The organism is Glycomyces sp. TRM65418 (assembly GCF_019710475.1).
Lineage (GTDB): Bacteria > Actinomycetota > Actinomycetes > Mycobacteriales > Micromonosporaceae > Glycomyces.
The window spans coordinates 249,838-276,370 of sequence record NZ_JAJFAX010000005.1 but is presented as its reverse complement, the minus strand read 5'-3'; the positions used below and the strand labels follow the sequence as shown (position 1 = coordinate 276,370).

General features: G+C 71.8%; 21 protein-coding genes. 13 read left to right on the top strand and 8 right to left on the bottom strand.

All coding sequences use genetic code 11. The features are described 5' to 3' along the window. Positions 1-342: 342 nt before the first annotated feature. On the bottom strand, positions 343-1,704 hold the full coding sequence (locus K3N28_RS13570) for an FAD-binding oxidoreductase (RefSeq protein WP_228093074.1): 1,362 nt from the start codon (positions 1,702-1,704) through the stop codon (positions 343-345). A gap of 55 nt (positions 1,705-1,759) precedes the next feature. After that, a complete protein-coding gene (locus K3N28_RS13565) occupies positions 1,760-2,731 on the bottom strand; it encodes a hypothetical protein (protein ID WP_228093073.1) in 972 nt (323 codons plus the stop codon). Positions 2,732-3,267: 536 nt separating this feature from the next. Here K3N28_RS13565 and K3N28_RS13560 point away from each other — a divergent pair. Next, positions 3,268-3,642 (top strand): hypothetical protein, encoded by a 375-nt coding sequence (locus K3N28_RS13560; RefSeq protein WP_228093072.1) that lies wholly within the window; start codon positions 3,268-3,270, stop codon positions 3,640-3,642. On the opposite strand, the gene K3N28_RS13555 is transcribed toward K3N28_RS13560, so the two are convergent. Next, the gene (locus tag K3N28_RS13555) at positions 3,620-4,570 is read right to left on the bottom strand and encodes a hypothetical protein (RefSeq protein WP_228093071.1); all 951 of its coding nucleotides are present in this window, start codon (positions 4,568-4,570) and stop codon (positions 3,620-3,622) included. The two genes, K3N28_RS13560 and K3N28_RS13555, sit on opposite strands and share 23 nt — an antisense overlap. 252 nt (positions 4,571-4,822) lie before the next feature. Here K3N28_RS13555 and K3N28_RS13550 point away from each other — a divergent pair, with 252 nt between their 5' ends. Next, complete coding sequence (locus K3N28_RS13550) at positions 4,823-6,739, top strand: hypothetical protein (RefSeq protein WP_228093070.1); 1,917 nt, start codon at positions 4,823-4,825, stop codon at positions 6,737-6,739. A gap of 25 nt (positions 6,740-6,764) precedes the next feature. On the opposite strand, the gene K3N28_RS13545 is transcribed toward K3N28_RS13550, so the two are convergent. Further along, positions 6,765-7,130: a hypothetical protein gene (locus tag K3N28_RS13545; RefSeq protein ID WP_228093069.1), complete on the bottom strand. Its 366-nt coding sequence runs from the start codon at positions 7,128-7,130 to the stop codon at positions 6,765-6,767. A 187-nt stretch (positions 7,131-7,317) separates the two neighbouring features. On the opposite strand from K3N28_RS13545, the gene K3N28_RS13540 reads away from it, so the two are divergent. Both K3N28_RS13540 and K3N28_RS13535 read left to right on the top strand, forming a co-directional pair. Beyond that, positions 7,318-8,544: an arginine deiminase gene (locus K3N28_RS13540; protein WP_228093068.1), complete on the top strand. Its 1,227-nt coding sequence runs from the start codon at positions 7,318-7,320 to the stop codon at positions 8,542-8,544. Between the two features lie 41 nt (positions 8,545-8,585). Continuing rightward, a complete protein-coding gene (locus tag K3N28_RS13535) occupies positions 8,586-9,119 on the top strand; it encodes a hypothetical protein (RefSeq protein ID WP_228093067.1) in 534 nt (177 codons plus the stop codon). A gap of 48 nt (positions 9,120-9,167) precedes the next feature. Here the strand turns inward: K3N28_RS13535 and purD are convergent, their stop codons facing one another. Next, entirely contained in the window at positions 9,168-10,388 is a 1,221-nt protein-coding gene (gene purD, locus K3N28_RS13530; RefSeq protein WP_228093066.1) for a phosphoribosylamine--glycine ligase, read from the bottom strand. A 401-nt stretch (positions 10,389-10,789) separates the two neighbouring features. Between purD and purB the strand changes: the two genes are divergently transcribed. From purB to purL, 4 genes are all read left to right on the top strand, one after another. Continuing rightward, positions 10,790-12,208 (top strand): adenylosuccinate lyase, encoded by a 1,419-nt coding sequence (purB, locus tag K3N28_RS13525; RefSeq protein WP_228093065.1) that lies wholly within the window; start codon positions 10,790-10,792, stop codon positions 12,206-12,208. 104 nt (positions 12,209-12,312) lie between these two features. Then, positions 12,313-12,570 (top strand): phosphoribosylformylglycinamidine synthase subunit PurS, encoded by a 258-nt coding sequence (gene purS, locus K3N28_RS13520; RefSeq protein ID WP_228093064.1) that lies wholly within the window; start codon positions 12,313-12,315, stop codon positions 12,568-12,570. Beyond that, entirely contained in the window at positions 12,567-13,250 is a 684-nt protein-coding gene (gene purQ, locus K3N28_RS13515; RefSeq protein WP_228093063.1) for a phosphoribosylformylglycinamidine synthase subunit PurQ, read from the top strand. Before purS ends, purQ begins: the two co-directional genes overlap by 4 nt. Further along, entirely contained in the window at positions 13,247-15,523 is a 2,277-nt protein-coding gene (gene purL / locus K3N28_RS13510; protein WP_228093062.1) for a phosphoribosylformylglycinamidine synthase subunit PurL, read from the top strand. The genes purQ and purL overlap by 4 nt, the downstream gene beginning before the upstream one ends. Positions 15,524-15,633: 110 nt before the next feature. Here purL and K3N28_RS13505 read toward each other — a convergent pair whose 3' ends face one another. After that, on the bottom strand, positions 15,634-15,990 hold the full coding sequence (locus K3N28_RS13505) for a sterol carrier family protein (protein WP_374209778.1): 357 nt from the start codon (positions 15,988-15,990) through the stop codon (positions 15,634-15,636). 279 nt (positions 15,991-16,269) lie between these two features. Between K3N28_RS13505 and K3N28_RS13500 the strand changes: the two genes are divergently transcribed. From K3N28_RS13500 to purM, 3 genes are all read left to right on the top strand, one after another. Then, entirely contained in the window at positions 16,270-18,429 is a 2,160-nt protein-coding gene (locus K3N28_RS13500) for a carboxypeptidase-like regulatory domain-containing protein (RefSeq protein ID WP_228093060.1), read from the top strand. A gap of 347 nt (positions 18,430-18,776) precedes the next feature. Beyond that, a complete protein-coding gene (gene purF, locus K3N28_RS13495) occupies positions 18,777-20,303 on the top strand; it encodes an amidophosphoribosyltransferase (RefSeq protein ID WP_228093059.1) in 1,527 nt (508 codons plus the stop codon). Then, positions 20,255-21,391, top strand: a complete 1,137-nt coding sequence (gene purM / locus K3N28_RS13490) for a phosphoribosylformylglycinamidine cyclo-ligase (protein WP_374209777.1) — start codon at positions 20,255-20,257, stop codon at positions 21,389-21,391. Before purF ends, purM begins: the two co-directional genes overlap by 49 nt. On the opposite strand, the gene K3N28_RS13485 is transcribed toward purM, so the two are convergent. Further along, the gene (locus tag K3N28_RS13485) at positions 21,357-22,379 is read right to left on the bottom strand and encodes a phosphatase PAP2 family protein (RefSeq protein ID WP_228093057.1); all 1,023 of its coding nucleotides are present in this window, start codon (positions 22,377-22,379) and stop codon (positions 21,357-21,359) included. The two genes, purM and K3N28_RS13485, sit on opposite strands and share 35 nt — an antisense overlap. Positions 22,380-22,717: 338 nt before the next feature. Here K3N28_RS13485 and K3N28_RS13480 point away from each other — a divergent pair, with 338 nt between their 5' ends. After that, the gene (locus tag K3N28_RS13480) at positions 22,718-23,302 is read left to right on the top strand and encodes a TIGR03086 family metal-binding protein (protein WP_228093056.1); all 585 of its coding nucleotides are present in this window, start codon (positions 22,718-22,720) and stop codon (positions 23,300-23,302) included. Between the two features lie 228 nt (positions 23,303-23,530). After that, positions 23,531-24,433 carry an aminoglycoside phosphotransferase family protein gene (locus K3N28_RS13475; protein ID WP_228093055.1) on the top strand — a complete coding sequence of 301 codons (903 nt, stop codon included), beginning with the start codon at positions 23,531-23,533 and terminating at the stop codon, positions 24,431-24,433. 460 nt (positions 24,434-24,893) lie between these two features. Here the strand turns inward: K3N28_RS13475 and K3N28_RS13470 are convergent, their stop codons facing one another. Continuing rightward, positions 24,894-26,531 (bottom strand): alpha/beta hydrolase, encoded by a 1,638-nt coding sequence (locus K3N28_RS13470; RefSeq protein WP_228093054.1) that lies wholly within the window; start codon positions 26,529-26,531, stop codon positions 24,894-24,896. Between the last annotated feature and the right edge of the window lie 2 nt (positions 26,532-26,533).

The following is a 26,533-nucleotide window of genomic DNA, read 5'->3' as shown; positions in this document are numbered from 1 at the left end:
CGTTTCCCAGGTTCTTCTCAGGCTCAGCACAGGCCACGCCCAGAGACGGTCCTCATAGTAATGAGTGTTCCGGTCACGCCGACAAGCCGAACGGACGGACATGGGCAGTCTTCCGGGAGGCACGGAACAATCCGGGGGCACGAAACCAGTAAGGGCAATCGGGCACAGCCCTACTGGTGCCAATGAAAAGTGGAGCTCCTCCACTTTATCGGGGCCGCAGCGAATGGGCAAGCGCTGCGGCCCCATTACTGTGTCACAGGATCGACACGAAACCGTATCGCCGTTGTCGAGCGCCCTGTGCGCCAATCGCTCTCATGCTCCCCGCGCCGGTCTTTCCCGTGTTCAGCGGGCCAGGACTTTCCCCGGGTTGAGGATGCCGAGCGGATCGAGCGCGTCTTTGACCCGCCGCTGCACCGAGAGATTCACCGGGTCGAGTTCCTTTGCGAGCCAATCGCGTTTGAGCATACCGACGCCGTGCTCGCCGGTGATGGTGCCGCCCATGGCGAGGGCCATGTCCAGGATCTCGTCGAACGCGGCGCGCCCCGCGGCGAGCGAGGCGGGGTCCTCGGGGTGCACGACGATGTTGGGGTGCAGATTCCCGTCGCCCGCGTGGGCGATGACGCCGATGACCACGCCGTGCCGTTCGGCCGCGGCCTGCACGCCGTCGAGCGCCTCGGCCAGCCGCGAGCGCGGCACGGCCACGTCGTCCACCAGGACGGTGCCCAGGCGTTCCATGGCGTGGTACGCGTTGCGCCGCGATTCGAGCAGGGCGTCGGCCTCTTCGGCGTCGGTGGCGCGGAAGACCTCGGCGGCCCCGGCCTCCTCGCAGAGCCGCTCGATCGCGGTCAGCTCCGCGACGGGGTTCGCGTCGGAGGCCGCCAGCAGGAGCGCGGCCGCTTCGGTCGGCAGTCCCATGGGGCGCAGGGCTTCGAGCGCCCGCAGGTGCACGTTGTCGATGAGCTCCAGCAGGCTCGGCTGGGCCCCGGAGGCCATGATCGCGGTGACGGCGCGTCCGGCGTCGGCGGTCGTGTCGAACACGGCGGCGAGGCTGAGCCGCTCGGCCGGCACCGGCGAGAGCTTCACCGTGGCCTCGGTGATGACGCCGAGCGTCCCTTCGGAACCGCAGAACAGCCGCACCAGGTCGTACCCGGCGACGCCTTTGGCGGTCCGCCGCCCGCAGCGCATGACCTCGCCGGAGGCGAGCACGACTTCGAGGCCGAGGACGTATTCCGGGGTGGTGCCGTATTTGACGCAGCACATGCCGCCCGCGGCGGTGGCGATGTTCCCGCCGATGGTGGAGATCTGCCAGGAGCCGGGGTCGGGGCTGTAGCGCAGGCCGTACTCGGCGGCGGCGTGGGTGATCGCGGCGTTGAGGACGCCGGGCTGGCAGACCGCGAAGCGGTTCACCGGGTCGATCGAGAGGATGCGGTCCATCGGGGAGAGGTCGAGGAGGATCGCCCCGTCGACCGCGGTCGCCGCTCCGGCGAGACCGGTGCGGGCGCCCTGCGGGACCACGGGAGTGCCGGACGCGGAGGCGATCCGCAGGGTCGCGCTGACCGCCTCGGTCGAGCGCGCGCGCACGAGCGCGACGGCCCGGCCGGGAGGGACCAGCCCGGCGTGGTCCCACGAGTGCGCGGCCAGGATGTCCGGGTCGGTGACGGGGTCGAGCCCGGCCTCGCCCAAGGCGGAGATCAGATCGCTCATCCCGCGAGGGTAAGGCCCTCCCGGCCGGAGGCCCACCCTGGGGACCGCCCGGGGTTCAGGCGTAGGGGTCGGTGTCGACGATCCCGCGGATGATCTCGGCGAGCGCCTCGACCCGTTCGATGCCTTCGTCGTGCGAGGCCGAACCGCCGGTGAGGATCGCGATCTTGACCGGCTGCTCGGTGTCCCCGGCGATGACGCCGATCGAGTTGACCACCCACTCGCCGCCCATGGCGTCGCGCGTGTCCCAGCCGTTCTTCATCCAGACCGTCTCGCCCTCGTGGGCCGCCGCCAGCACGCCCCACTGCTGCGACTCGGCCAGGTCCCCCATGAGCGACCGCGCGAACTCGACCTGCTCGGCGTCGAGGAGGCCCTCGAACAGCGCGTGCTCGAGCACGGTGAGCTGGTCGACGGCCGTGGTCTGGGTCTTGCCCCACTGCTCGGTCTCGTTCGGGTTCGTGTTCTCGAGCCCGAAGTCGATGTGCGCCTGCGCGATCGCCTCGTGCCCGTCGTCGAAGGTCCCGCCGTAGAGGATGTCGTTCGTGGCGTCGTTGCTGGACTTCTTGATCATCGACTCGGCCCGGTCGAGGAGCCAGTCCGGCACCGCGTCGAGCGTCCCGTACTCCCGGAGCATCATCGTGAGGATCTCGACCTTCACGATCGAGGCCGTCTCGTACTGGGTGTCGCCTTCGTAGGCGAGCTGGAACTCGGCGTCGTCCACCGCGACCGAGGCGTAGAAGGTCTCGTCCTCCAGGCCGGCGAGGTAGTCGCCGACGGCCGTGTCGAGGGCGCTCTGCAACTGGTGCTCGGCCGCCGCCCGCACCTGCTCCTCCGAGGGCTGCAGCGGCGAGTCGCCCAACTCCGATGAGTCGGCCTGCGAGCCGGGCAGGGTCGCGTCTGCGGCGCCGCCTGAGCCGCCGTCGTCTCCGGAGAGGTCGACGAGGTAGATCGTCGCGGCCACGAGGACGGCGAGCCCCGGGACGGCGAGGTAGGGCCAGAGCCGCCGCGAGGTGGTGGGGTTCAAGGTCACGGAGGTGAACCCTTCGGTGCGGGGACGCGGGGGGAAGTACTCCGGCCCCACGCTAAAGCAGACGTGGAAGTGACCACAAGCTGGGTCGATGGAGAGTTCGGTAACGGTTGCACAACGCAGCCTGGGATGGCGTCGTGATGCTGCTCTCGCTCCGTGTCCGCTGCGGACGAACGGGCCGCCGCAGGCGGCGCGTCCGTGCGGAAACGCGGCGGGGGGCCCCTATGGCAGGCGGCGAGGGGCGTGTTCGCGAGGGCGACGCGGCGACCGGTTCCGGTCGGCGGTTCGCGGCCCGGCGAGCGGCGCGCCGGTGAGGCAGGCCGGCGACGCCGGCGACAGGTGGCGGGGGCGCACCTGAGGAGGATCGAGGGGCGGGGCGCCCGAAGGACGCCGAAGGCGAACGTGCCCGCTCGGGTCGGGCCGTGCGCGTTCGCTCGGGCGGGGCCGTGAGGCACTGGTTCGGGCGTTCGGAGTGGGACCTGGGGAGGAAATGACCATCAACGAGTGCCCGAGCCGCAGTGCCTCACGGAGACTCCACCGTGTCGCGCCTCGACGGGATCACCGGGGACGAGAGCGCCTCGGCCCGCGTCGCTGCGGGCAGCGACCACGGTTCCGAGCGCCTGGTCTCCGACGGCCTCGCGCCGATCGACGACACCTCCAGCACCTCGCCGTCCAAGGTCGAGGCCTTGAAGGGCCCCGGACGCCGCGTCCGCGCGGCACGCGCGGTACGGGCCGGTTCGGTGCCGGGTTCCGCGGTGTGGACCGCGGACCGGGCCGCCCGCAGCCGCTCGCGCCGGTTCCGCACGCGCCCCGCCGGCCAGGCCGGGGAGCTGTGCGCGGAACCGGGCGCGGCGGCCGACTGCGGCGCCGGAGTCGGGGCGGGGATCGGCGTCATGCCGTCGCCCGCTGCTTGAGGAGCGTGCGCGCCACCGCGGCGGCCACGCCGACCAGGCAGATGATCGCCATGAGCGCGAGCAGCCCGTTCGCGCCGTCGGCCACGGCCTTCGGGTCGACCGCGACGACTTCCTGGTCGGAGGCCGGCAGTTCGTCGAACGCGCCGGCGTCGTCGGACGACGGCGGCGGACCGAACTCGTTCACCTCGTCCTCCGCGGCCGCGTCGTCCTCGGCCTCGGCCTCGCCTTCGACGGTGCCGGCGTCAGCGGCGGCGCCGGGGCCCTGCTGGGCGTCGCCGCCGGCGCTCACGTCGGCGCCGTCGTCCTGCGAGTCCTCCTGGGGCGCCGCCGCGTCGTCGTCGTCGGGCGCGGGCAGCTCGTTCGCGTCGTCCTGGCCGGACTCGCTCGCACCGGACTCCGAGCCGTCGGCCTGCGGCTCGACGACTTTCACCTGGGCCGAGCCGTACTCGGCGAACAGGCCGTGGCAGTCGGGCACCATCGCCACCTCGGCGGAACGGTTCATCACGAACACCTGGGTCGAGCCCGAGCCGATGTCGTAGACCTCGTCGCCGACGTGCAGCTCGGCGTCCGTGCCGAGCTCGTTGCGGTAACTGACCTGCGAGCCGCGGTCGACCGTCAGCTCCGAGGCGTCGGGGACCGACTTCGCCGAGACCACACCCAGCGTGCCGCAGTCGCCGCTGAAGACGATCTCGCCGCCGGTCCCGGCCTCCGGCTCCTCGGCCGTCGCGATGCTCACGCCGGCCGCACCGCCGACCGCGAGCATCGACGCGGCCGAGATCGCCGCGAGCCGCGATCGTCGCCGCTGCGCCCGCCGGTCCATGGCCTCTTGGATCATCGGCGGGATCCGGCCGTCGTTCACCGGGTAGGGCAGTGGGGGACGCGTCTGGGCCCGGGACTGCTGACCGAGCTTCGTCTTGTGTCTTCCCATGCCTATCTCTCCAACTGCGTCTTGATCCGGATGCCGCCCGGATCCTTAGCGGTGATCAGGTCTCAACCCCATTCAACGAGCCGGTACGGGAAAGGTGACGGCCCGATCGGCGCGGAATCCCCGAAGCGCTGCTCAGCAGCCCCTGGCGGGCCTGCCCCGCCGGCCGCGCCGCCGTCCTCATGCGCCCGTGCCGAGCGGGGCGCCCGTCCGTAGGATGTGCCTGACAGCACCGAGCGAGACCGCGGGAACCCCATGGCGATCACCAAGCCCGAATCCGACGAAGGGCGCGAGCCCGAGGCCGCGACCACGGCCGAGCCCGCGGACGACGAGGCCCCCGAGTCCGACGACGCCTCCCGGCCGCAGGCCGACGACCACGAGCGCTGGCAGCGCTTCGCCGCGAGCGACCCCGACGCGCCCGGGCCCGACACCGCGCCGCAGGGACGCCTGCGCGCCGTCGGCCGCGGCCTGCGCCGCGCCGCCCGCAGCGAATGGACCCTCGCCGGCCTGTTCAGCATGCTGCTCGCCGTCGCCATGACCTGGCCGCTCGTCAGGAACCTCGACGAGGTCATCCCCCACGACCTCGGCGACCCGCTCCTCCAGGCCTACACGCTCGCCTGGCTCGGCGAGTCGCTGCGCACCGACCCCGGCGGGATCTGGGGGACCAACAGCTTCTGGCCGGCCCCCGACTCCTTCCTCTTCACCGACACGCTCCTCGGCTACGCGCCCCTGGCCCTGCTCGCCACCGACGCCGCCAGCACGCTCCTGGTCTACAACGTGCTCTACATCGCCACGTTCGCGCTGGCCTTCCTCGGCGCGTACGCGCTGCTGCGCCAGCTCGGCGCGCGCGTCGCGGGATCCGCGGTCGGCGCAGCGGCCTTCGCCTACGCCCCGTGGAAGCTCGCCCACCTCGGCCACCTGAACGTGCTCTCCTCGGGCGCCATCGTCCTGGCACTGGCCATGCTCGCCCGAGGCCACGGCTGGTCCCTGCGGCACGGCTTCAAACCCGAGCGGCAGCGTCCCGGATGGATCCTGGCCGGATGGCTGTGCGCCCTGTGGCAGTTCGCCATCGGCGTCGCCCTCGGCCTCTCGTTCGTCTACCTCATGCTCGCGATCGGCGTGGTCGTCGGCTGCTTCTGGCTGTTCAAGCGGCCGCCGCTGACCTGGAGGACCGTGGCGGCCGACGGCCTGGGCGGCGTCGTGTTCAGCCTCGGGGTGCTGTGGATCGCCGACAAGCACGCCGCGGTCGCCCGCGCCTTCCCGGAGACGGCGCGCGACTACGAGTACGTCAGATGGTTCAGCCCCGCCTGGCAGAGCTTCGTCATCGCCCCCGCCGAGTCGCGGACGTGGGGTGCGGCGCACGAGGCCGCCCGCGTCGACCTCACCTGGCCCCCCGAGCAGACGCTGCTCGTCGGCTTCACGCTGCTGGCCCTGGCGGCGGCGGGTCTGTTCGTATCGGTGTGGAGCCGCCGGCAGCGCTTCTGGATGGTGCTCGGGGTCGCGGCCTTCACCGCGCTGGCCATGGGCCCCAACTTCCTCGACGACGGCGCGTGGGCGTGGGGGCTGCTGTACGAGTACGCGCCGGGGTTCGACGCGGTGCGCACCCCCGGCAGGCTGGTCCTCTACATCACGGTCCTGCTGGCGATCCTCGCCGCCGGGGTCTTGACGCGGCTCGCCGACGCCGCCGACGAGGTCGCGCACGAGAGCCGTGTCGACCGGCGCTTGACGGTGCGCGCGCCCCGGCGCGTCCAGGCGCTGTTCTTCGCCCCGCTGGTCCTGGTCCTCCTGGAGGGCCTGTCGGTCGCCCCGTTCCACGAGCCGCCCGAGGCGCCGCTCGACATGGCCGCCTTGGAGGGGCCGGTGCTGTTCCTGCCCTCGGACGGGCGCGACACCCGCGTGCAGTTCTGGACGATCGACGGCTTCGTCGACACGGCCAACGGCAGCGCGGCCTTCACCCCCGACGAGCTGACGGGCCTGCGCTCGATGTCGCAGGGCTTCCCGCTCGACGACTCGGTCGAGTCGCTGCGCGAGGCCGGTATCGAGACGGTCGTGGTGATCCCGTCCTGGCTGCCCGGCAGCGACTGGTCCGGGATGGACACCGACTACGAGCCGTTCGGCGTCGAAGTCGAACGCACCGAGGAAGCGATCGTCTACGACTTGGACGGTTCCTAGCCGTCCGCGCGCCGCCGACGCCGGCTCACGTCGGCCCGATCGGGTTGAGGAACACCAGCGACCCGACGGCGTCGAGACGGGGCGGGGAGTGGAGCGGTGAGGCCGTCACGTCGAAGGTCCGGTGCACGCCGCGGTGTTCGATCCGCATCAGGCTGCGCTCCAGCCCGTCGGTCTGGAGCGCCTGGACCGGCGCGAGCCGCGCCAGCTCGGAGTCCACCAGCGGATGCGCCCCGGCCGTGAAGTCGAGGAACCGGATGCCCGCGTCGAGGAAGCGCGGCATCGCGAACGCCACCTCGGGCCCGAAACCGAGCACTTGCCTCGCGGCGCGCGAGACGGCGACGATGCGCGTGTCGGCCGCGAGCAGCAGGCACGCGTCGGCACTGGCCGTCACGGCGGCGCGCCAAGTGGACAACGCCGGGTCGAGTCTCGTGCCATCCGGTCCGGGATCAGTGCCGCGAAGCGGGATGACCAGTTCGAGTTGTGTCAATTGGGCGTCCCGGGGGTAGACGTAACGCTCAGTCTGTCCACGTTAACAGAGAAAAGTTGATCTTCGTCCCCCGCGCGTCTACCCTCAGATCATGATTGCCAACGACGCGCCCGCGTACGGAGTCGATTCCGAGGTGGGGCGCCTGCGCAGCGTCATGCTCCATCGGCCGGGCGGCGAACTGCGCCGCCTGACCCCGCGCAACAACGGCGCGTTGCTGTTCGACGGCATCCCGTGGGTCGAGCGCGCCCAGGCCGAGCACGACAAGTTCGCCGGCACGCTCCTCGAACACGGCGTCGAAGTCCTCTACGTCGGCGCGCTCCTCACCGAGTGCTTCGCCCGGCCCGAGGCCCGGGAGGCGGTCACCGTCTCGATGAGCGCGGACCCGCGCCTGGGCCAGACGCTCGGGCGCGAACTCGCGGCCTACCTCGCCGACCTCGAACCCGAACGCCTCACCGCGGTCCTCATCGAAGGGCTCACCAAAGAGGAGTTCGGCGAGTCCAAGAGCCTGCGGCACAAGATGTCCCGGCCCACGGATTTCGTGATCGACCCGCTGCCGAACATGATGTTCACGCGGGACTCCTCGGTCTGGATCGGCGACGCGGTGGCCGTGACCAGCCTCGCGATGCCCGCCCGCCGCCGCGAGACCACGCTGACGGGGATCATCTACCACCACCATCCGCGTTTCACCGACGTCCCGAAGATCTACGAGCCGTCCCTCGAACACCTCGAAGGCGGCGACGTGCTCGCCCTCGCCCCCGGGGTCCTGGCCGTCGGCGTCGGCGAGCGCACCACCCCGGCGGGGGCGGAGCGCCTGGCGCGCAGGGCGTTCGAACGCGGCACCGTGCACACCGTCCTCGTCGTGCCGATCGCGCAGCGCCGGGCCACGATGCACCTGGACACGGTCTGCACGATGGTCGACCGCGACCGGATGGTCATGTACGCCCCGGCCGAGCAGCGCCTGGAGGCGTACACGCTGACCAGCGCCGACGGCGGTGCGAACCTGGACATCAAGGGCCCCAGGCGCTTCCTGGACGCCGCGGCCGAGGCGATCGGCGTCGAGCGGATCGAGATCATCCACACCGGCGAGCGCGACGTCGTCACCGCCGAACGGGAGCAGTGGGACGACGGGAACAACACCCTCGCCCTGGCGCCGGGCGTCGCAGTCGCCTACGAGCGCAACACGGTCACCAACGCCCGACTGGAACGGGCCGGGATCAAGGTCCTCACGATCCCCGGCTCCGAACTCGGCTCGGGCCGAGGCGGCCCGCGGTGCATGTCCTGCCCGTCGGCCCGCGACCACCTGCCGAACGGCGCCTGAGGCGACGAACCGCGATCCTGCGACCCCGAGGTGGCGCCCGCGTGCCCGAACCGCCGTTCACCCTCGCCTACCGCAAGCGGCGCGATTGGGACGATTCGTGGAATCCGGACTGGATCCCCGTGCCGACGGTCCCCGGCCAGAACGCGTTCGAGGGCTGGGAGGACATGCCCGAGTCCGAGTTCGTCTACTACCGGTTCCGGGTGGACGTCGACTTGGTCATCGGCGGCCGCGATTTCTCGGCGCCCCTGAACCCGGTGCTGGACTTCGCGCTCGCCTGGCAGTACCTGCCCCGAGCGCTCGACGCGGAGCGGGTCGTGGAGACGTCCATGAGCGTTCAGGGTCTCACCTACCGCGTGGAGAGGGACGGCGACCGCGTCGTCGTGTCCTCCAACGACCATCCTCGGCGGACTTCGAAGGAGGACTTCCGTCCCTATCGGGTGTCGCTCGCCGAGTCCGAGTTCGGGGAACTGGTCGAGCACATCGTCGGGGGCGCGTTCGCGTTGCTGTACGAGGCGCATCCGCGGCTCCGCGGCAATCACTACTTGAACGGCCTCCGCGAGCGGATCGGGCGCTGAGACGCCGAAGGCCGCGCCCGAACGGGCGCGGCCTCGCGGTCGTTCGAGTCAGATGTTCGCGGCGATGTCGCGGCGGTAGTAGCCGCCTTCGAGCTTGACGCCTTCGGCCAGGGCGTACGCCCCCTGGCGCGCTTGCGCGACGGAGCCGCCCGTGCCGACGCAGTTGAGGACGCGTCCGCCGGTGGCGATGAGCTGCCCCGAGGAGTCGAGCGCGGTGCCGGCGTGGAAGACGCCGGCCTCGTCGGCGCCGTACAGCGGGCGTCCGGTCACCGTGTCGCCCGGGTAGCCCTCGTTCGCGATCACGACGCACACGGCCGCGCCTTCGCGCCACCACAGGGAGCCGAAGTCGGCGAGGCGGCCGGTCGCGGCCGCGTGCAGCAGCCCGCCGAGCGGGGTCTCCAGGAGTGCGAGCACCGCCTGGATCTCCGGGTCGCCGAAGCGCGCGTTGAACTCGACCACCTTGAGGCCCTTGGCGGTCAGGGCGAGCCCGCAGTACAGGGTCCCGACGAACGGGATGCCGCGTCCGGCCATCTCGGCCAGGGTCGGCTCGGCGACGCGTTCCATGATCTCGGCGACGAGGTCGTCCGGGGCCCACGGCAGCGGCGTGTACGCGCCCATGCCGCCGGTGTTCGGGCCGGTCCCGTTCTCGCCGATGCGCTTGAAGTCCTGGGCCGGGAGCAGCGGCTTCGCGGTGGTGCCGTCGCTGACGACGAACAGCGAGACCTCGGGGCCGTCGAGGTACTCCTCGATGACGACCCGCTCGCATTCGAGGGCGTGCGCGAGGGCCAGCTCGCGGTCCTCGGTGACGACGACGCCCTTGCCGGCGGCGAGGCCGTCGTCCTTGACCACGTAAGGGGCGCCGAACTCGTCGAGCGCGGCCTCGGCCTCCTCGCGGGTGCTGCAGGCGCGCGCGGCGGCGGTCGGGACGCCCGCGGTGGCCATGACCTCCTTCGCGAAGGCCTTCGAGCCCTCGATCCGGGCGGCCTCGGCGCTCGGCCCGTAGACCGGGACGCCTTTGGCGCGGACCGCGTCGGCGACGCCCGCGACGAGCGGGGCCTCGGGGCCCACGATGACGAGGTCGGCCGCGGAGGTCACCGCCAGGGAGGCCACGGCGGCGGGGTCGGTCTGGTTCACCGGCACGCATTCGCCGAGCGCGGCCATGCCGGGGTTGCCCGGGGCGCAGATGAGCTTGGTGACGGATTCGTCCGCGGCCAGCGACGCCGCAAGGGCGTGCTCGCGGCCGCCGGAGCCGATCAGGAGTACTCGCACACCGATGAGTTTACGGGTCGGATACGTGCTGGTTAACCGCCACGCCGAATGGTTCCCGCAACTCGGGACCCCCGCGCGCCGCCGCGACCGGACGACGCTTCCCGGACGACCCGTTCGGGTGACGAACGGCCCGCGGAGTGCTGTTCTTGTCGTACCCGCGCGAAACGATGGGACTACCTTTCCCCGGGCGGGTGGGGGTTGGGGACGGCAGACGCGTTGAGGCGCGAAGCAGGGTGGCCGGGGCCGCGTCCCCGCTGAGGGCGGATGCGTGGATCCGCGAGCACCGCCGTCCCTGGGCCGCTTTCTCGCGGGAGGGGAATCCACGGTCCGCACTGTGAACGAGGCCCTGGCCAGGAGCACTCGGAGTCGCTTGCGAGCAGGCGGGCTGTCATGATTGCCGCGTGACTGCGAATGTGCTCGCCGAGCGTTACGCCTCCGCTCAGATCCGCGACATCTGGGACCCCGTCGGCAAGATCAAGGCCGAGCGGCGCCTGTGGCTCGCCGTGCTCAAGGCCCAGCACGACCTGGGCGTGACCGTCCCCGAGGGCGTGATCGAGGCCTACGAGCGCGTGATCGACCAGGTCGACCTCGCCTCCATCACCGAGCGCGAGCGCGTCACCAAGCACGACGTCAAGGCCAGGATCGAGGAGTTCTCCGACCTCGCCGGCCACCAGCACATCCACAAGGGCATGACCAGCCGCGACCTGACCGAGAACGTCGAGCAGATGCAGGTCCGCCAATCGCTCGAACTCGTCCGCGACCGGCTCGTGGCCGCCCTCGTGCGCCTCGCCGCCCGCGCCGAGCAACACCGCGACCTCGTCATGGCCGGGCGCAGCCACAACGTCCCCGCCCAGGCCACCACCCTCGGGAAGCGCTTCGCGAGCTGGGCCGAAGAGCTCCTCGCCGCCTACGAGCGGCTCGAAGACCTCCTCAAGCGCTACCCGCTGCGCGGGATCAAGGGCCCGGTCGGCACCGCCCAGGACATGCTCGACCTCTTCGGCGGCGACACCGCCAAGCTCGCCGACCTGGAGACCCGCGTCGCCGCCCACCTCGGGTTCGAGCGCGTCATGGACTCGGTCGGCCAGGTCTACCCGCGCTCGCTCGACTACGAGGTCGGCTCCGCACTCGTCCAGGCCGTCGCCGCCCCGGCCTCGGCCGCGCTCACCATCCGGCTCATGGCCGGCGCCGAACTCGCCACCGAGGGCTTCGTCGAGGGACAGGTCGGCTCGTCGGCCATGCCGCACAAGATGAACACGCGTTCCTCCGAGCGGGTGAACGGCCTCGCCGTGGTCGTGCGCGGGTACGCCGCGATGCTCGGCGAGCTCGCGGGCGACCAGTGGAACGAGGGGGACGTCTCGTGCTCGGTGGTCCGCCGCGTCGCGCTCCCCGACCTGTTCTACGCCGTCGACGGTCTCTATGAGACATTCCTCACCATCCTCGACAACTTCGGGGCCTACCCGGCCGTCATCGGGGCCGAACTCGACCGCTACCTCCCCTTCCTGACGTCCACAAAGGTCCTCATGGAGGCCGTCAAGCAGGGCGCCGGCCGCGAGGACGCGCACGAGGCCATCAAGGAGCACGCCGTCGCCGTCGCCCGCGCCATGCGCGAGGCCGGCCAGCGCGAGAACGACCTGTTCGACCGGCTCGCCGCCGACCCGCGGCTGCCGCTCGACCGGGACGGCCTGGACGCCCTCGTGGCGAACACGGGTGAATTCATCGGCGCCGCAGGCGATCAGGTGGACCGCGTCGCCGAACGGGTGGCGCTCGCGGCGAAGGCCCGCCCCGAGGCCGCGGCCTACCGGCCCGGGAGCATCCTCTGACCGGCTGTGACTTGGCACTGTTCATATAGCTCAGCGCTGGCCCTGGTCAGGGCCGGTGAATATGCTTGCCCTGTTCCGCCCATGTGACCGACAGGAGTGCGACCGTGGCCCGTGTAGTGGTCGACGTGATGCTGAAGTCCGAAATCCTCGACCCCCAGGGTGAAGCCGTCCTCGGGGCGCTGCCCCGCCTCGGCGTCACCGACGTGGCGTCCGTGCGGATCGGCAAGCGCGTCGAGATCGAATTCGACGACAGCGCCCGCAGCGTCGAGGAGCAGTCGCGCGTCATCGCCGACCAGCTCCTGGCCAACCCCGTCATCGAGAACTTCACGATCTCGATCGACTCCCCGAACGGGGCGGCATGACCGCGCGCATCGGGATCGTGACCTTCCCCGGTTCCCTCGACGACCGGGACGCCGCCCGCGCGGTGCACCTGGCCGGCGGCGAGCCCGTGGCGCTGTGGCACGACGACGCCCAGATCTACGGGGTCGACGCCGTGTACCTGCCCGGCGGGTTCTCCTACGGCGACGCCCTCCGCAGCGGCGCCATCGCCCGCTTCTCGCAGGTCATGGACACCATCAAGGCCGCCGCGGCCCAGGGCATGCCCGTTCTCGGCGTCTGCAACGGCTTCCAGGTGCTGTGCGAGTCGCACATGCTGCCCGGGGCGCTGACGCGCAACGCGCACCTGCGCTACCGGAGCCGTCCGCAGCGGCTGCGCGTCGAGACCGGCCGCACCGCCTGGACCAACGCCTTCCCCGACGGCGCCGAAGTCCTCATCCCCGTCAAGCACGGCGAGGGCCGCTACGTCGCCGACGAGGCGACCCTCGACGAGCTCGAGGCCGCCGGCCGCGTCGTCTTCCGGTACCTCGACAACCCGAACGGCTCGATGCGCGACATCGCCGGGGTGAGCAACGAGGCCGGGAACGTCGTCGGCCTCATGCCCCACCCCGAGCACGCCGTCGAGGCGCTGATCGGGCCCTCCACCGACGGCCTCGGCGTCGTCGCCTCCGTCCTCGCCCATCTCAGTGAGGGAGCCGCACGATGAGTCCGCTCAAGGTAGCCGTGGACACCGTCGGGGTCGCCGAGGCGACCCCCGACGAGAAGCAGCCGTGGGCCGAACTGGGCCTCAAGGAGGACGAGTACCAGCGGATCCGTGAGATCCTCGGGCGCCGTCCCACGCAGTCCGAGCTCGCGATGTACTCGATCATGTGGTCCGAGCACTGCTCGTACAAGTCCTCGAAGGTGCACCTGCGCCAGTTCGGCCAGAAGAACCCGAAGACCCCGCGCCTGCTCGCCGGGATCGGCGAGAACGCCGGCGTGATCGCCATCGACGACCACGTCGCCGTCACCTTCAAGGTCGAGTCCCACAACCACCCGTCCTATGTGGAACCGAAGCAGGGCGCGGCCACCGGCGTCGGCGGCATCATCCGCGACATCATCGCCATGGGCGCCCGCCCGATCGCCGTCATGGACTCGCTTCGCTTCGGCGCCATCGACCACCCCGACACCGCCCGGGTCCTCCCGGGCGTCGTCGACGGCATCGGCCACTACGGCAACTGCGTCGGCCTCCCCAACATCGGCGGCGAGACCTACTTCGACCCCTGCTACCAGGGCAACCCGCTGGTGAACGCGCTCAGCGTCGGCGTCCTGCCCCGCGAGCGCCTCCAGTCGATGCAGGCCAGCGGCGTGGGCAACACCGTGATCCTGCTCGGCGCGAAGACCGGCCGCGACGGCATCGGCGGCGTCTCCGTCCTCGCCAGCGCCACCTTCTCCGAGTCCGGCGAGGACGACGCGCGCCCGAGCGTGCAGGTCGGCGACCCGTTCACCGAGAAGCTGCTCATCGAGGTCTGCCTGGAGCTGTTCGACGCCGGCCTCGTCGTCGGCGTCCAGGACCTCGGCGGCGCGGGCCTCACCTGCGCCCTGAGCGAGACCGCGGCCGCCGGCGACGGCGGCATGCACGTCGACCTCGAACTGGTCCCGCTGCGCGCCAAGGGCATGGAGCCCCACGACATCCTCGCCTCGGAGTCGCAGGAGCGGATGCTCCTCATCGTCGACCCCGCCAAGGCCGAAGAGGTCCTGGAGCGCTCGCGCCGCTGGGGCCTGCTCGCCACCGAGATCGGCACCGTCACCGACTCCGGCCGCCTGGTGGTCGACTTCCACGGCCAGACCGTCGTGGACGTCCCGCCGAAGTCGCTCGCCGACGAGGGCCCGGTGTACAACCGGCCGATCGCCGAGCCGAACGACCTGGGCCTCATCGCCGTCGACCGCGCCGAGACGCTGCCGCGCCCGACCACCGACGCGGAGATCCGCCAGACCGTCCTCGACATGGCCGCGAGCCCGAACCTGTGCGACAAGTCCTGGATCACCGAGCAGTACGACCCCTCGGTCTTCGGGAACACCGTCCTCGGCGCCCCGCACGACGCGGGCGTCGTCCGCCTGGACGAGCGCACCGGCGTGGGCATCGCGATCTCCCTGGACGGCAACGGCCGCTTCGCGCGGCTCGACCCGTACACGGGCGCGCAGCTGGCGCTCGCCGAGGCGTACCGGAACGTCGCCGTCACCGGCGCGACCCCGATCGCCGTCAGCGACTGCCTGAACTTCGGCTCGCCGGAGGACCCGCACGTCATGTGGCAGTTCGAGCGGGCCGTCACCGGCATCGCCGACGGCTGCCAGCAGCTGGGCATCCCGGTCACCGGCGGCAACGTCTCGTTCTACAACCAGACCGGCCGCGACGCGATCCACCCGACGCCGGTGATCGGCGTCCTCGGCGTGATCGACGACGTGCGTCAGCGGATCCCGCTGGGCCTGGGCAGGACCGGCGACACGATCGCGCTCATCGGCACCACCGCCGAGGAGCTCTCGGGCTCGGAGTGGGCCTCGGTCACGCACGGCCACCTCGGCGGCGTCCCGCCGAAGGTCGACCTCGACCACGAGATGCGGCTCGCCGAGCTGCTCTCGCGGCTCGCGAAGACCGAGCAGCTCGCCGCCGCGCACGACCTCTCCGACGGCGGCCTGGCGCAGACGCTCGTCGAGGCGATCTGCCACTCGGGGCTGGGCGCGCAGATCCTCCTGCCGGAGGGCGCGGACCCGTTCGTGTATCTGTTCTCGGAGTCGTCCGGGCGGGTGCTCGTGGTGATCCCGCGCGGCCAGGAGCTGGCCGTGCGCTCCGCGTGCGAGCAGCGGGGCCTGCCGATCACGCCGCTGGGCGTCACCGACGCGAACACCGACGGCCTGCACCTGCGCGACCACTTCGACATCACCCGCGCCGAGCTCGAAGCGTCCTGGAAGGGCCGCATCGGCGCCCGATTGGGTGAATGAGGCCGACGAGTCGGGTCATTGCGACGACGCCGCCCCGGTGCTTCGGCACCGGGGCGGTTCGCATGGGCAAGAGGGAGCGGGCGGCCGGCTCGGGCCTGCTCGCCTTCGGCCTAGCCGGCTTCGGAGTCGTCGTCCGTGAGCTCGCCGGTCGGGGCGGTGAGGGGCAGGAGGGCGCTGAGGTCGGCGCGCTGGCCGGAAGCGGCGACCTTCCCGGCGGCGACCGCTTCGTGCCAGCTCGTCCGGCCGGTGGCGAGGGCGAGGAACACGAGCGGCTGGCATTCGACCACGTTGGGGGGTGTGCCGCGGCGGTGCCGCGGGCCTTCGACGCACTGCACCGCACCGTACGGCGGCACCCGCACTTCCACCGTATGACCTGGGGCTTTCTCCGCCAGGACCTGCAGCAGCCCCCGGACGGCGCCCTTGAGCGTCTCCCGGTCGGGTGCTTCGTCGTTGTCGATCGCGGCCATGGCATCGACCACAGCGTCCACGGGTAGACCTCCGAACCACGTTAGACTGCCCGTTACGGCACGTTGCCGAACGGACGTGCTTTTACCACCGAGGACTCGACCGAGCACTCGGACGACCGAGCGCTTCGCGCATGCCGCAGTGCCTGCACCCCGGTCCCGTGACCGAAATGAGACCAGGCATAGTGGCGACGACGGCCCGCTTCCGTGGGTTCGTCGTGCCTGCCCGTGGCAGATCGCCGCGAGTGGCGCTTGATGGCACATGCCCAGGAGGGGATGTAGATGACCGGAGCGGCCGAACCGAGCGGGACCCAGACTAACGTCCCGCGGTCCCGGCGCGGGCGACGGGGTGCGCTGCGCGCACGCCTGGCCGGCCTCGCCGCGGCGGCCGGCGTCCTCATCGGCATCCTCGCGTTCCCGCAGGCCGCGTTCGCGCAAGAGGTCGGCGGCTGGTTCAACGGGTCGTTCAATCCGAACCCGGTGAGCATCGGCGGCCAGGCCACCGTCATCTCGTTCACGGTACAGAACAACAGTCCCGTGCAGCCCAAGGACATCACCATCAAGGCGAAGGTCGACGGGCTCAACGACTACATCAGCGCCGTCGACAACGACGCGGGCGGCGGCCTCTGCACCCGCGAGGACGGCGGCAAGGCCAAGTGCACCCAGGTCGAGCCCGGCGGGCAGCGGACCGTCTCGTTCACCGTCGTCACCGCCACCGAATCGGAGCTCCCCGACGGCGAACAGGTCTCGGGGAACTTCACGGTCGAGTTCGAGGGCCAGAGCCAGTCGAGCGGGCTCAACGTCGTCGGCGTCGCCACCGTCGCCACGGTCTCCACGATCAGCGGCACGGTCACGTCGAACGCCGAGCCCGTCTCCGGCGCCAAGGTCGAGCTCACCGACGGCGAGGGCAACAAGCACGAGGCCACCACCGGCGACGACGGCTCCTACAGCATCAACGGCGACGCCTCCAACCCGATCGCGCCCGGCGACATGACCATGGTCATCACGGCCGAGGGCTTCGAGGACAAAGAGGAGACCTTCGCGGTCGCCGAAGGCAGCGGCAGCTTCACGCGGAACGTGACGCTGGCGCAGGTCCAGACCGAGGAGACGACGAGCGCGGCGCCCACCACCGCGGCGGCCCCGACCGAGGCCTCGGCCGACCCGGAGCCGCCCGAGGACGAGGGCATGTCGGGCACCCTGATCTTCCTCATCATCATCGGCGCGCTCCTGGTGATCGGCGGCATCGTCGGCATCGTGTTCCTGCTGCGCGGCGGCAAGGACGACAAGGACGACGACGACGCCGAGAGCTTCGCCCCCGACGGCCCGCCCGAGCACCAGCCGACCGCGGCCCAGGTCGGTACGCCCGGCGTCTACCAGGCCGCACCCGGTCCCGAAGCGGACGCCCCGACGATGATCCACCCCGGCGGCCTCGTCGACGGGGCGGGGAACCCGTCCGCGGCGACCCAGTTCGGGCCCGCCTACGGCGGCGCGGACGCGACGCAGGTCATGCCGCAGAGCGGCTTCGGCGCCGGACCCGGCGGACCGAGCCTCGGCCCGGACGGGACCACGATCCTGCCGGTCGTCAAGCAGCCCGGCGGCCCCGGCGCGTCGGACGCCACCCAGATCATGCCGCAGGCGAACCTCGGTTCGAAGCCGCCGGCCGCGGCCCCGCCGAGCCCGTACGGCGACCCGGCCGCGACCCGCCCGCACCCGGGACCGACCGCCGCGCCGACCCCGTACTCGGACCCGACCGCCGCGCCGACCCCGTACTCGGACCCGAACGCCACGAGGCCGCACCCCGGTGCGTCCCCGTCCCCCAACCCGAGCCCCTACGGCGACCTGGGCTCGACGCGCCCGCACCCGGCGCCGACCCCGCCGCCCGCGACCGGTTCGATGTTCGAGCCGCAGCAGCCGGGCGGCGCCCCCGGATCGCAGCCCGACCAGGGCTACCGCCCGCAGGGCGCCCCGAGCGCGCCCCAGTACGGGCCGGGCTCGCCGAGCTTCGGCGCGCAGGAGTCCGCGCCGGGTCCCCGTGGCTACGGCTCGCAGGAGGCCGCGCCGGGCTCGCAGGCCTACGGCGCGCAAGCGCCCGGATCCGGCCCGCAGGGCTACGGCGGGCAGGAGCCCGGTGGACAGGGCTACGGCTCGCACGCGCCGCCCGGCGGGCAGCCGCCGGCGAGCGCGCCGCGGAGTGCGCCGCCGAGCGGCGACCCGTACCCGAGCCAGTCGATGCGTCGCGACCCGTACGCGCCGCCGGAGCAGCCCCCGCCGCCCGCAGGCGACTACGGGGCGACCCGCGCGATGCCGCAGTACGGCGACCAGTCCCAGCCGCCGGCCGCGCCGTACGGCGGCGAGTCCAACCGCGAGGACGAGGACCCGGACTCCAAGCGCACCGATCGCCGCAGCTGGGGAGAATGGGACGACCGCCCCCGCTCCTGGTAGCGGCGGCAGGACCGAACGAAACGCCGCGACGGGCAGCGCCCGTCGCGGCGTTTCGCGCCGCCGGCCCCCGAGCCCTACGGTCGACGGCTCGCCCCGCCCCTGCCGGCGTTCCGCTCGCCCGTTCCGGTGAATCGGGCCCCGCTGGGCGGAAATGCGGCGAGTCTCACCTCGTGGTTGAGGGAGGCGGCACACACCCGCCCTCGTTGGAGGGTGGCGTCTTCCCGCAGGTCCGATAGACTGAACATCGGCGGTTCCGCCAGATGGCGAAGCTTGCGAGCCATCCATGAACACAGTTCGACGGCGAAGCTCGCGAGCAGTCGATCAGCCCAGCAAACCGAGGAGTTGCAGTGGCCCGAGGTGACGGTCTACTCACCACGGAACTCGATCCCGACAATCCCGGCCCACGCGACGCCTGCGGCGTCGTCGGCATCTGGGCCCCCGGGGAAGAGGTCTCGAAACTCACCTACTTCGGGCTCTACGCGCTCCAGCACCGCGGCCAGGAGGCCGCGGGCATCGCCGTCTCCGACGGCGCGCGCACCGTCGTCTACAAGGACCTCGGCCTCGTCGCCCAGGTCTTCGACGAGTCCACGCTCGGCCCGCTCCAGGGCCACCTGGCCATCGGCCACGCCCGCTACTCCACCACCGGCGCCCCCACCTGGGAGAACTCCCAGCCGACGATCCGCTCCACCTCCACTGGAACCGCGATCGCCTTGGCGCACAACGGGAACCTGGTGAACACGGCCGACCTCATGAAGGAGGTCGACCGCCTCGGCATCGACATGGGCACCACCACCTCCGACACGCACCTCATCACCGCGCTCCTCGCGGCCCACCCCGACGAGTCGGTCGCGGCCGCCGCCGAGCGCGTCCTCCCGCAGCTGCGCGGCGCGTTCTGCCTGGTGTTCATGGACGAGAACACCCTCTACGCCGCCCGCGACCCGCAGGGCGTGCACCCGCTCGTCCTCGGCCGCCTCGCCTCCGGCTGGGCCGTCGCCAGCGAGACCGCGGGCCTCGACACCATCGGCGCGACCTTCGTCCGCGAGGTCGAGCCCGGCGAGCTGCTCACCATCGACGAGCACGGCCTGCGCTCCACCCGCTTCGCGAACCCCGAGCCCAAGGGCTGCCTGTTCGAGTACGTGTACCTCGCCCGCCCCGACACGAAGCTGGCCGGGCGCAACGTCTACGCCACCCGCGTCGAGGTCGGCCGCACCCTCGCCCGCGAGCACCCGGTCGAGGCGGACCTGGTCATCGGGGTCCCCGAGTCGGGCATCCCGGCCGCGATCGGGTTCGCCGAGCAGTCGGGCATCCCCTACGGCCAGGGCTTCACCAAGAACCAGTACGTGGGCCGCACCTTCATCCAGCCCTCGCAGTCCCTGCGCCAGCTGGGCATCCGCCTCAAGCTCAACCCGCTGGTCGACCAGATCAAGGGCAAGCGCCTGGTCGTCGTGGACGACACGATCGTCCGCGGCAACACGCAGCGGGCGCTCGTGCGGATGCTCCGCGAGGCCGGAGCGGTCGAGGTCCACATCCGCATCTCCGCCCCGCCGGTCGAGTGGCCGTGCTTCTACGGCATCGACTTCGCCACCCGGGCCGAGCTCATCGCCAGCTCCCTCGACGTCGACGGCATCCGCTCCCAGATCGGCGCCGACACGCTCGGCTACGTCTCCATGGACGGGCTCGTGCGCGCCACCGAGCAGCCCGCGTCCCGTCTCTGCACGGCCTGCTTCGACGGCCGGTACCCCATCGAACTCCCCGCTGCCGATCTCATCGGCAAGCACCTCATGGAAGCCCAAGCGCCGGAAGCACCGTCGTTGACTGCGCAGGGATCGACCACCCAAGCGAGCACGTCAGTGCGGGAAGGGACCACAGCGTGAGCAGCGGCTCCACCACCAAGAAGACCATCTCCTATCAGTCCGCGGGCGTCGACATCGACGCCGGGGACCGGGCCGTCGAGGCGCTCAAGCCCTCGATCAAGAAGACCATCCGGCCCGAGGTCGTCGGCGGCATCGGCGGCTTCGCCGGGCTGTTCGCCCTCGACACCGAGAAGTACAAGAAGCCGCTGCTGGCGTCCTCCACCGACGGCGTGGGCACGAAGCTCGTCATCGCGCAGAAGCTCGGCATCCACGACACGGTCGGCATCGACCTCGTCGCGATGGTCGTGGACGACCTCGTCGTCTGCGGCGCCGAGCCGCTGTTCCTCCTCGACTACATCGCCACCGGCCAGGTCGTGCCCGAGAAGATCGCCGACATCGGCGCGGGCATCGCCGACGGCTGCCGGTACGCGGGCTGCTCCCTCATCGGCGGCGAGATCGCCGAGCACCCGGGCGTCATGAAGCCCGACGACTACGACATCTCCGCCACCGGCGTCGGCGTCGTCGAGGCCGACCAGCTGCTCGGCCCCGACCGGGTCAAGCCCGGCGACGTCGCGATCGCCATGCGCGCCTCCGGTCTGCACTCCAACGGCTTCTCGCTCGTGCGCGAGGCCCTGTTCGGGGTCGGCAAGATGGACCTCGGCACGGTCGTGCCCGAGTTCGCCACCGCCGAGCGCAGCCAGCGGACCCTCGGCGAGGAGCTGCTCACGCCGACGCACATCTACGCCAAGGACTGCCTCGAGCTCGCCAAGGAGTGCGACGTGCACGCCTTCGCGCACATCACCGGCGGCGGCATCGCCGGGAACCTCGTCCGCTCGCTCCCCGAGGACCTCCAGATCGAGGTCGACCGCGGCGCCTGGACCCCGAACCCCGTGTTCGACGTCGTCCGGCAGGCCGGCGGCATCGGCGAGGAGGAGATGGAGCGGACCTTCAACATGGGCGTCGGCATGGTCGCCATCGTCGCGCCCGACCAGGTGGACCGCTCGCTGGCCGTGCTCACCGCGCGCCACGTCGAGGCCTGGACCATCGGCGAGGTCGCCGAAGGCGGCGCCGGCGTCAGGCTCTCCGGCTCGTATCGGACGGCTGGCTAGGGATCTCCGGGTCCCCCTCGGGACCCGGCTCCTCGGCCTCCAGCGCCTCCCGGTGCTGCTTGGCCTTGATGCTCGCCCACAGCCAGATCAGGCCCAGCGTCGGCAGCACCGCGGCCGCGATGAGGCCGGGGATCAGGTGCAGCGTCGGCGTGATCATGACGCCGACGATGAGCAGCACCGAGATCAGGATCGTCCGCCGCGTCGCGGGGTCGAACACCGACAGCGGCCCGAGCGGGATCGTGTGCCACGGCACGCGCTTGGCGCTGCGGATGATGATGAGGCCCAGCAGGAACCCGGCCGGCTCGTCCGAGAACCAGTGCTGGCCGAGGAAGAGCTGCGAGCAGAACACGATCACCGGCGGGGCGATGAGCAGCGTCCACCGCGCCCACGCGGGGATGATGTGGCCGATGAGCATGACGATCAGCCCGAACAGCAGGATCGAGTTCACGGCGTGCCCGGAGGGGAACGCCGTCGCGTCCGGGATGCCGCCGCCGCCTTCGGAGAAGTACGTGAACAGCAGCGGCCCCTCGGGCGAGACCTTCTCCAGCGCGAACGGGTGGTGCGAGAGCGGGCGGCCCAGCAGGTGCTTCAGGCCCAGGATGCTGGCGAGGGTGATGAACGAGATGACGTACATCAGCAGGGGACGGATCGACCGCGACCGCAGCGCGCACCAGATCGCGATGAGCAGCGTGACCGTCGCGACCGTGCGGGCCTGGCCGAATTCGGCTCCGGCCTTGGCGAGGTCGGCGAGCCATTCCACGTCGTTCGCGTCGGCGGCCCAGACCCGGATCGCCCAGTCGAGCTCCACGAGCCACGACCGGTACGTCACGAGGTACGCGAGCGCGAGGAAGCCCAGGAACATGAAGAGGTCGGGCCACCAGCTCTTCGGGCGCTTCCCGTAGGGTTCCCAATCGAACCAGCCCACGGGGATGTATCGCCGCAGCGGCGTGATGATCTGCCGGACCACGGCGTCGTCGTGGACGGTCACCCCTCGGTCCGTGATGCTGGCGCTCCTGCGCGCGGTCGTTGACCGGTTCGATTCAGAAGGCATAGATGGATGTTCGCCTGCGAAAGTGAATTTTGATGCCGCCACACCCGAACTGGACCGAATTTGTTATCAGGTCGGTATATATGGTGTGGTTTGGGACGCACCCTGAATGAGCTGCATCGATACTCAGCGATAGCGGTCACGTTCCAACGCGGTCCGGGCCGCCGCGCATGGAGCGGATGAGGCTCGGCGAAATCCGCGGCCCGCGGACCGATGAATCCGGGCCGCGGGCGGCGTCTGGACTGGTGAGGACCTCGAACCCCGACGAAGGGACACCCATGAGCCCCGCGATGATCGACTTCAAGCCCGTCACCGACCGGGTGGCGGGCCTGCTCGGCGCCGTCAAGGACGAGCATCTCGGCGATCCGACCCCGTGCGAGGAGTTCAGCGTCGCGATGCTGCTGAACCACCTCCTCGGACTGACGTTCGCGTTCACGAGCACGGCGAAGAAGGAACACGGCCCCCACACCGACGACCCGCCCGTCGCTCCGTCGCCCGAGGTCGACCCGGAGTGGCGGACGCTGCTCCCGGCCCGGCTGGACGCGCTCGCCGCGGCGTGGAGCGAGCCCGCCGCGTGGGAGGGCGAGGGCACCGCGGGCGGCGTGACCCTGCCGGGCGAGGTCATGGCTCTGGTGGCGCTCAACGAGGTGGCGATCCACGGCTGGGACCTGGCCCGCGCCACCGGCCAGGACTACGAGCTGCCGTCCGAGATCGTCGCGGTGCTGCTGGAGTTCGACGGCCAGGACGCCGACGACGAGGCCGCCCGGGCGGGCATCTACGGCCCGGTGGTCGAGGTCGCCGGCGCGTCCCCGCAGGACCGGCTCATCGGGATCACCGGCCGTGACCCGAACTGGCGTCCCTGAACGGGGCTCGGCGCACCGGGCCCGCCCCTCCATCGCGACGAGACCGGTGAGGCCGCCTGCCGTGGCCTCGCTCACTCCTTCTCCCACGCCGAGCGGGCGGAACCCCAGGCGGAACGGGCTTCGCGCTTCGCGGTCGGGTGCCGGCCCCACGGCCCCTGGGTAGGCTGGCCGCGTTGCAGACCGGTGCGGACCGGCCTCCGGCGAACGGAGGCTTTGAGGAGCGTTCCCTTGCGTGACTTGGTGATCGATGAGGCGCTCGTGCGGTCCCTGCTGACCGACCAGCACCCGGACCTGGCCGATCGGGACCTGCGCCGCATGGAAGGCGGCTGGGACAACCAGATGTGGCGCCTGGGCGACGACCTGGCGGTCCGCCTGCCGCGCACCGATCGCGCGCCCGAGCTGCTGACGAAGGAGCACCGGTGGATGCCGGAACTCGCTTCCCGCCTGCCGCTGCCCGTGCCGGTTCCGGTCCGCCTCGGCGAGCCCTCGGACCGGTTCCCGGCGACCTGGATCGTGACCGGTTGGGTCGACGGCACGCCCGCCGACCTGGCTCCGATCGACCGCGGCCCGCATGCCGCCGAAGCCCTCGCGGGCTTCCTCGCGGCCCTGCATCGGCCGGCACCGGCCGACGCCCCGTCGAACCCGGACCGCGGCGGCCCCTTGACGTCGTTCACGGACGAGGTCGAGCGCTCCGTGCAGGGCGTGGACGACCCCCGGAAGGCCGTCGGGATGCGGGCGGTCTGGGACGACGCGCTCGCCGCGCCCGAGTGGGACCGGCCCCCGGTGTGGCTGCACGGCGACCTGCACCCGGCGAACGTCGTCGTCGCCGACGGGACCCTGGCGGGCGTGGTCGACTTCGGGGAACTGTGCGCGGGCGACCCGGCCACGGACCTCAGCGCGGCCTGGCTGCTGCTGCCCGAGGGCGCGGACGCGCCGTTCTTCAAGGCCTACAACGAGGCCGACGAGGCCACGGTCCGCCGAGCCCGAGGATGGGCGCTGCGGCGGTCGCTGCACCTGATCGCCATCGGCCACGCGGGCGAACTGGGCCGGCCCGGCGGCAAACCGACCTGGAAGCCCGCAGGAGAAGCCGCCCTGAACCGCGTCCTCGCCTCGCACGAGGCATCGCGGTGAGCACCGCCGAACCGGGAGCCGCCCGCATCCCCATGGCAGGGCGGCGTGGCCGGACGCCCGGACGGTGCACGGTCCGCCCGGGTCCCTGACAGCGAGCTCGCCGGCCGCAAGAGCTCCCGGAGGCCCGACGGCGCGGCGAACCGCCCGGTCGCAGTGCTCGGGCTGCACCGTCGGACGCTCGGCCCGAAGCGGCAGCTCCGCGCGCAGGGTCCACTCCGGCGCGCCCTCCGGCGCTGAGCCCGGTCCGGGCGAGCGAGTCGGGACACCGCCGGCGAGGTGTCGGAGGGACGCGCCGGAATGTCGGCGCCGATCCGACACGTCGACTGAGGGGGAACCTCGGGCGCCCGTGAAGCGGCCCGTCGATGGGCCAGACCTGGTCCGTCGCCTGGACGGGCAAGGACGCCGACGCCATCGCCGCCTCGCAGGCCGCCGAAGGGGCTCTCCGCGCAGGCCGGCCGCGTCAGTCGTCGGTCATGATCTCGCCGAGCGTGTCCACGCCGGCACTCCCGGAGTGGAAGTAGCTCATGTGGTTGCCCTCGCCGCCCTCGGCCTCGTTCCCGCCGAACGCCTCGGAGAGGGGCGCCGGACCGTGCGTAGCGGTGGCGAACCTGATCTCGTCGTTCGGGCTCTGCATGACGTGGACGTTGTCGCCTCCGACGTTGAAGGCCCCGGCACTGGGGTTGTCCGTTCCCGGGCCCGGCGCGCCCACGAGCACGACGCCGTCGGCCGCGTTCCGCCCGCCGTGGGCGTCGGCGTATGCGGTCATGGTGCCGCCGTAGCTGTGCCCGATCTGGGTGATGTTCACGTCCGAGCCGTTGCCGTTGGTGGCGTTCACTCCGGTGGTGAACGAGTCGAGCAGTGCCGCGCCTCGTTGCGCGTAGTTGCTCGAAGCGGCGTCCGGCAGCGTGTCGGGCATGTCGGCGCCCAGCCACATGACGGTGACGTTCTCGGCGCCGCCGGAGGCGTCGTCGGCCGCCGCCTGGATGTTCTCGGCGAAGGTGATGTAGGTGCCGGTTCCGTCCTTGAAGTTCGCGACGTCCCAGGCGGTGTCGCTTCCGGTGCCGGGAACGTAGACGCCGACGTTGTCGGCCCGGTCGGGATCGCCGGTGGCCACGATGACGCCCCAGTCGTCGCCCGTCCGCGGAGCGGCGCCGTACGAGGGGCCGTCGGGATGGGGCGCGTGGAGGCCGAGGAGCATCAGGTCGTCGTGAGCGGTGGCGGGATTGCCGCGGACGCGGTCCAGCAGCGACTGCGCGTACTCGTCGTGCGGGTTGGCCTCGACGTACTCGACGAGGTAGTCCATGTTGGCGTCGTGTCGGACGGCGGAGGGGATGCCGTCGAGGTTGCGGATCGCGTCGCGCTCGTCGCTGATGAGGGCTTCGCGTTCGCTCTCGGAGAGGCTCGCCCACCACCCGGCCACCGCATGGGGGTCGGCACCGCCGCCGAGCATCTCCTCTCGCTGCGCGGCCTCGTGCTCGGCGAGCGCTGTTTCATAGGCTTCGACGGCGTCGCTGTACCCCGAGCCGAGGAACGGCGGCAGGTCGACCGCTTCGGAGCCGAGCGATCCGAGGACCGAGGCGGCGTCCTCGTCGGCCGTGCGGGCCCGCTCCATGATCTCGCGAAGCCGCGACTGGAGCAGGCGGGCCCCGGTCCGCGCGTCGGCGACCGCGCTGATCGGGTCGGCTTCGGCGTTGAGCTCGTCCTCGAGGCGTTGCGTGAGCTCTACGTACTCGCTGCCGGCGCTCCCTTGGATGACGAACTTCCCGGCGACGACCTCGTCGATGAGATCCTTGAGGTTCTCCTGCTGCGCGCTGAGCGTCTGGTACAGCTCGTCGATCGTCGCTCCGATGCGGACCGAGGCGTAGTCGTGCAGGTCGTCGACGAACTGATCGGCGAGGCGGCCCAGCTGCGCGCGGCACTCGTCGGCGGTGTCGCTGTCGAAGTGGTCGGCGCTGAGCGTGTCGCCGACGATGTCGCCGGTCACCCGCTCGGCCGCCTCGAGCATGGCCGAGGTGTGCGACGCCCAGGAGGCGGCGAGTCGGGACAGCGGCTCCAGGTCGGCGAGTGAGAGGTCTTCCCAGGTCAGAGAGGTTCCCATGG

Excerpts from the sequence above, each read along its gene's own strand:
- K3N28_RS13570 (WP_228093074.1), bottom strand. The coding sequence starts at position 1,704 with ATGAGCGATCTGATCTCCGCCTTGGGCGAGGCCGGGCTCGACCCCGTC.
- K3N28_RS13555 (WP_228093071.1), bottom strand. The coding sequence starts at position 4,570 with ATGGGAAGACACAAGACGAAGCTCGGTCAGCAGTCCCGGGCCCAGACG.
- K3N28_RS13550 (WP_228093070.1), top strand. The coding sequence starts at position 4,823 with ATGGCGATCACCAAGCCCGAATCCGACGAAGGGCGCGAGCCCGAGGCC.
- K3N28_RS13540 (WP_228093068.1), top strand. The coding sequence starts at position 7,318 with ATGATTGCCAACGACGCGCCCGCGTACGGAGTCGATTCCGAGGTGGGG.
- purQ (WP_228093063.1), top strand. The coding sequence starts at position 12,567 with ATGACCGCGCGCATCGGGATCGTGACCTTCCCCGGTTCCCTCGACGAC.
- purL (WP_228093062.1), top strand. The coding sequence starts at position 13,247 with ATGAGTCCGCTCAAGGTAGCCGTGGACACCGTCGGGGTCGCCGAGGCG.
- K3N28_RS13505 (WP_374209778.1), bottom strand. The coding sequence starts at position 15,990 with ATGGCCGCGATCGACAACGACGAAGCACCCGACCGGGAGACGCTCAAG.
- K3N28_RS13500 (WP_228093060.1), top strand. The coding sequence starts at position 16,270 with ATGACCGGAGCGGCCGAACCGAGCGGGACCCAGACTAACGTCCCGCGG.
- K3N28_RS13480 (WP_228093056.1), top strand. The coding sequence starts at position 22,718 with ATGAGCCCCGCGATGATCGACTTCAAGCCCGTCACCGACCGGGTGGCG.
- K3N28_RS13470 (WP_228093054.1), bottom strand. The coding sequence starts at position 26,531 with ATGGGAACCTCTCTGACCTGGGAAGACCTCTCACTCGCCGACCTGGAG.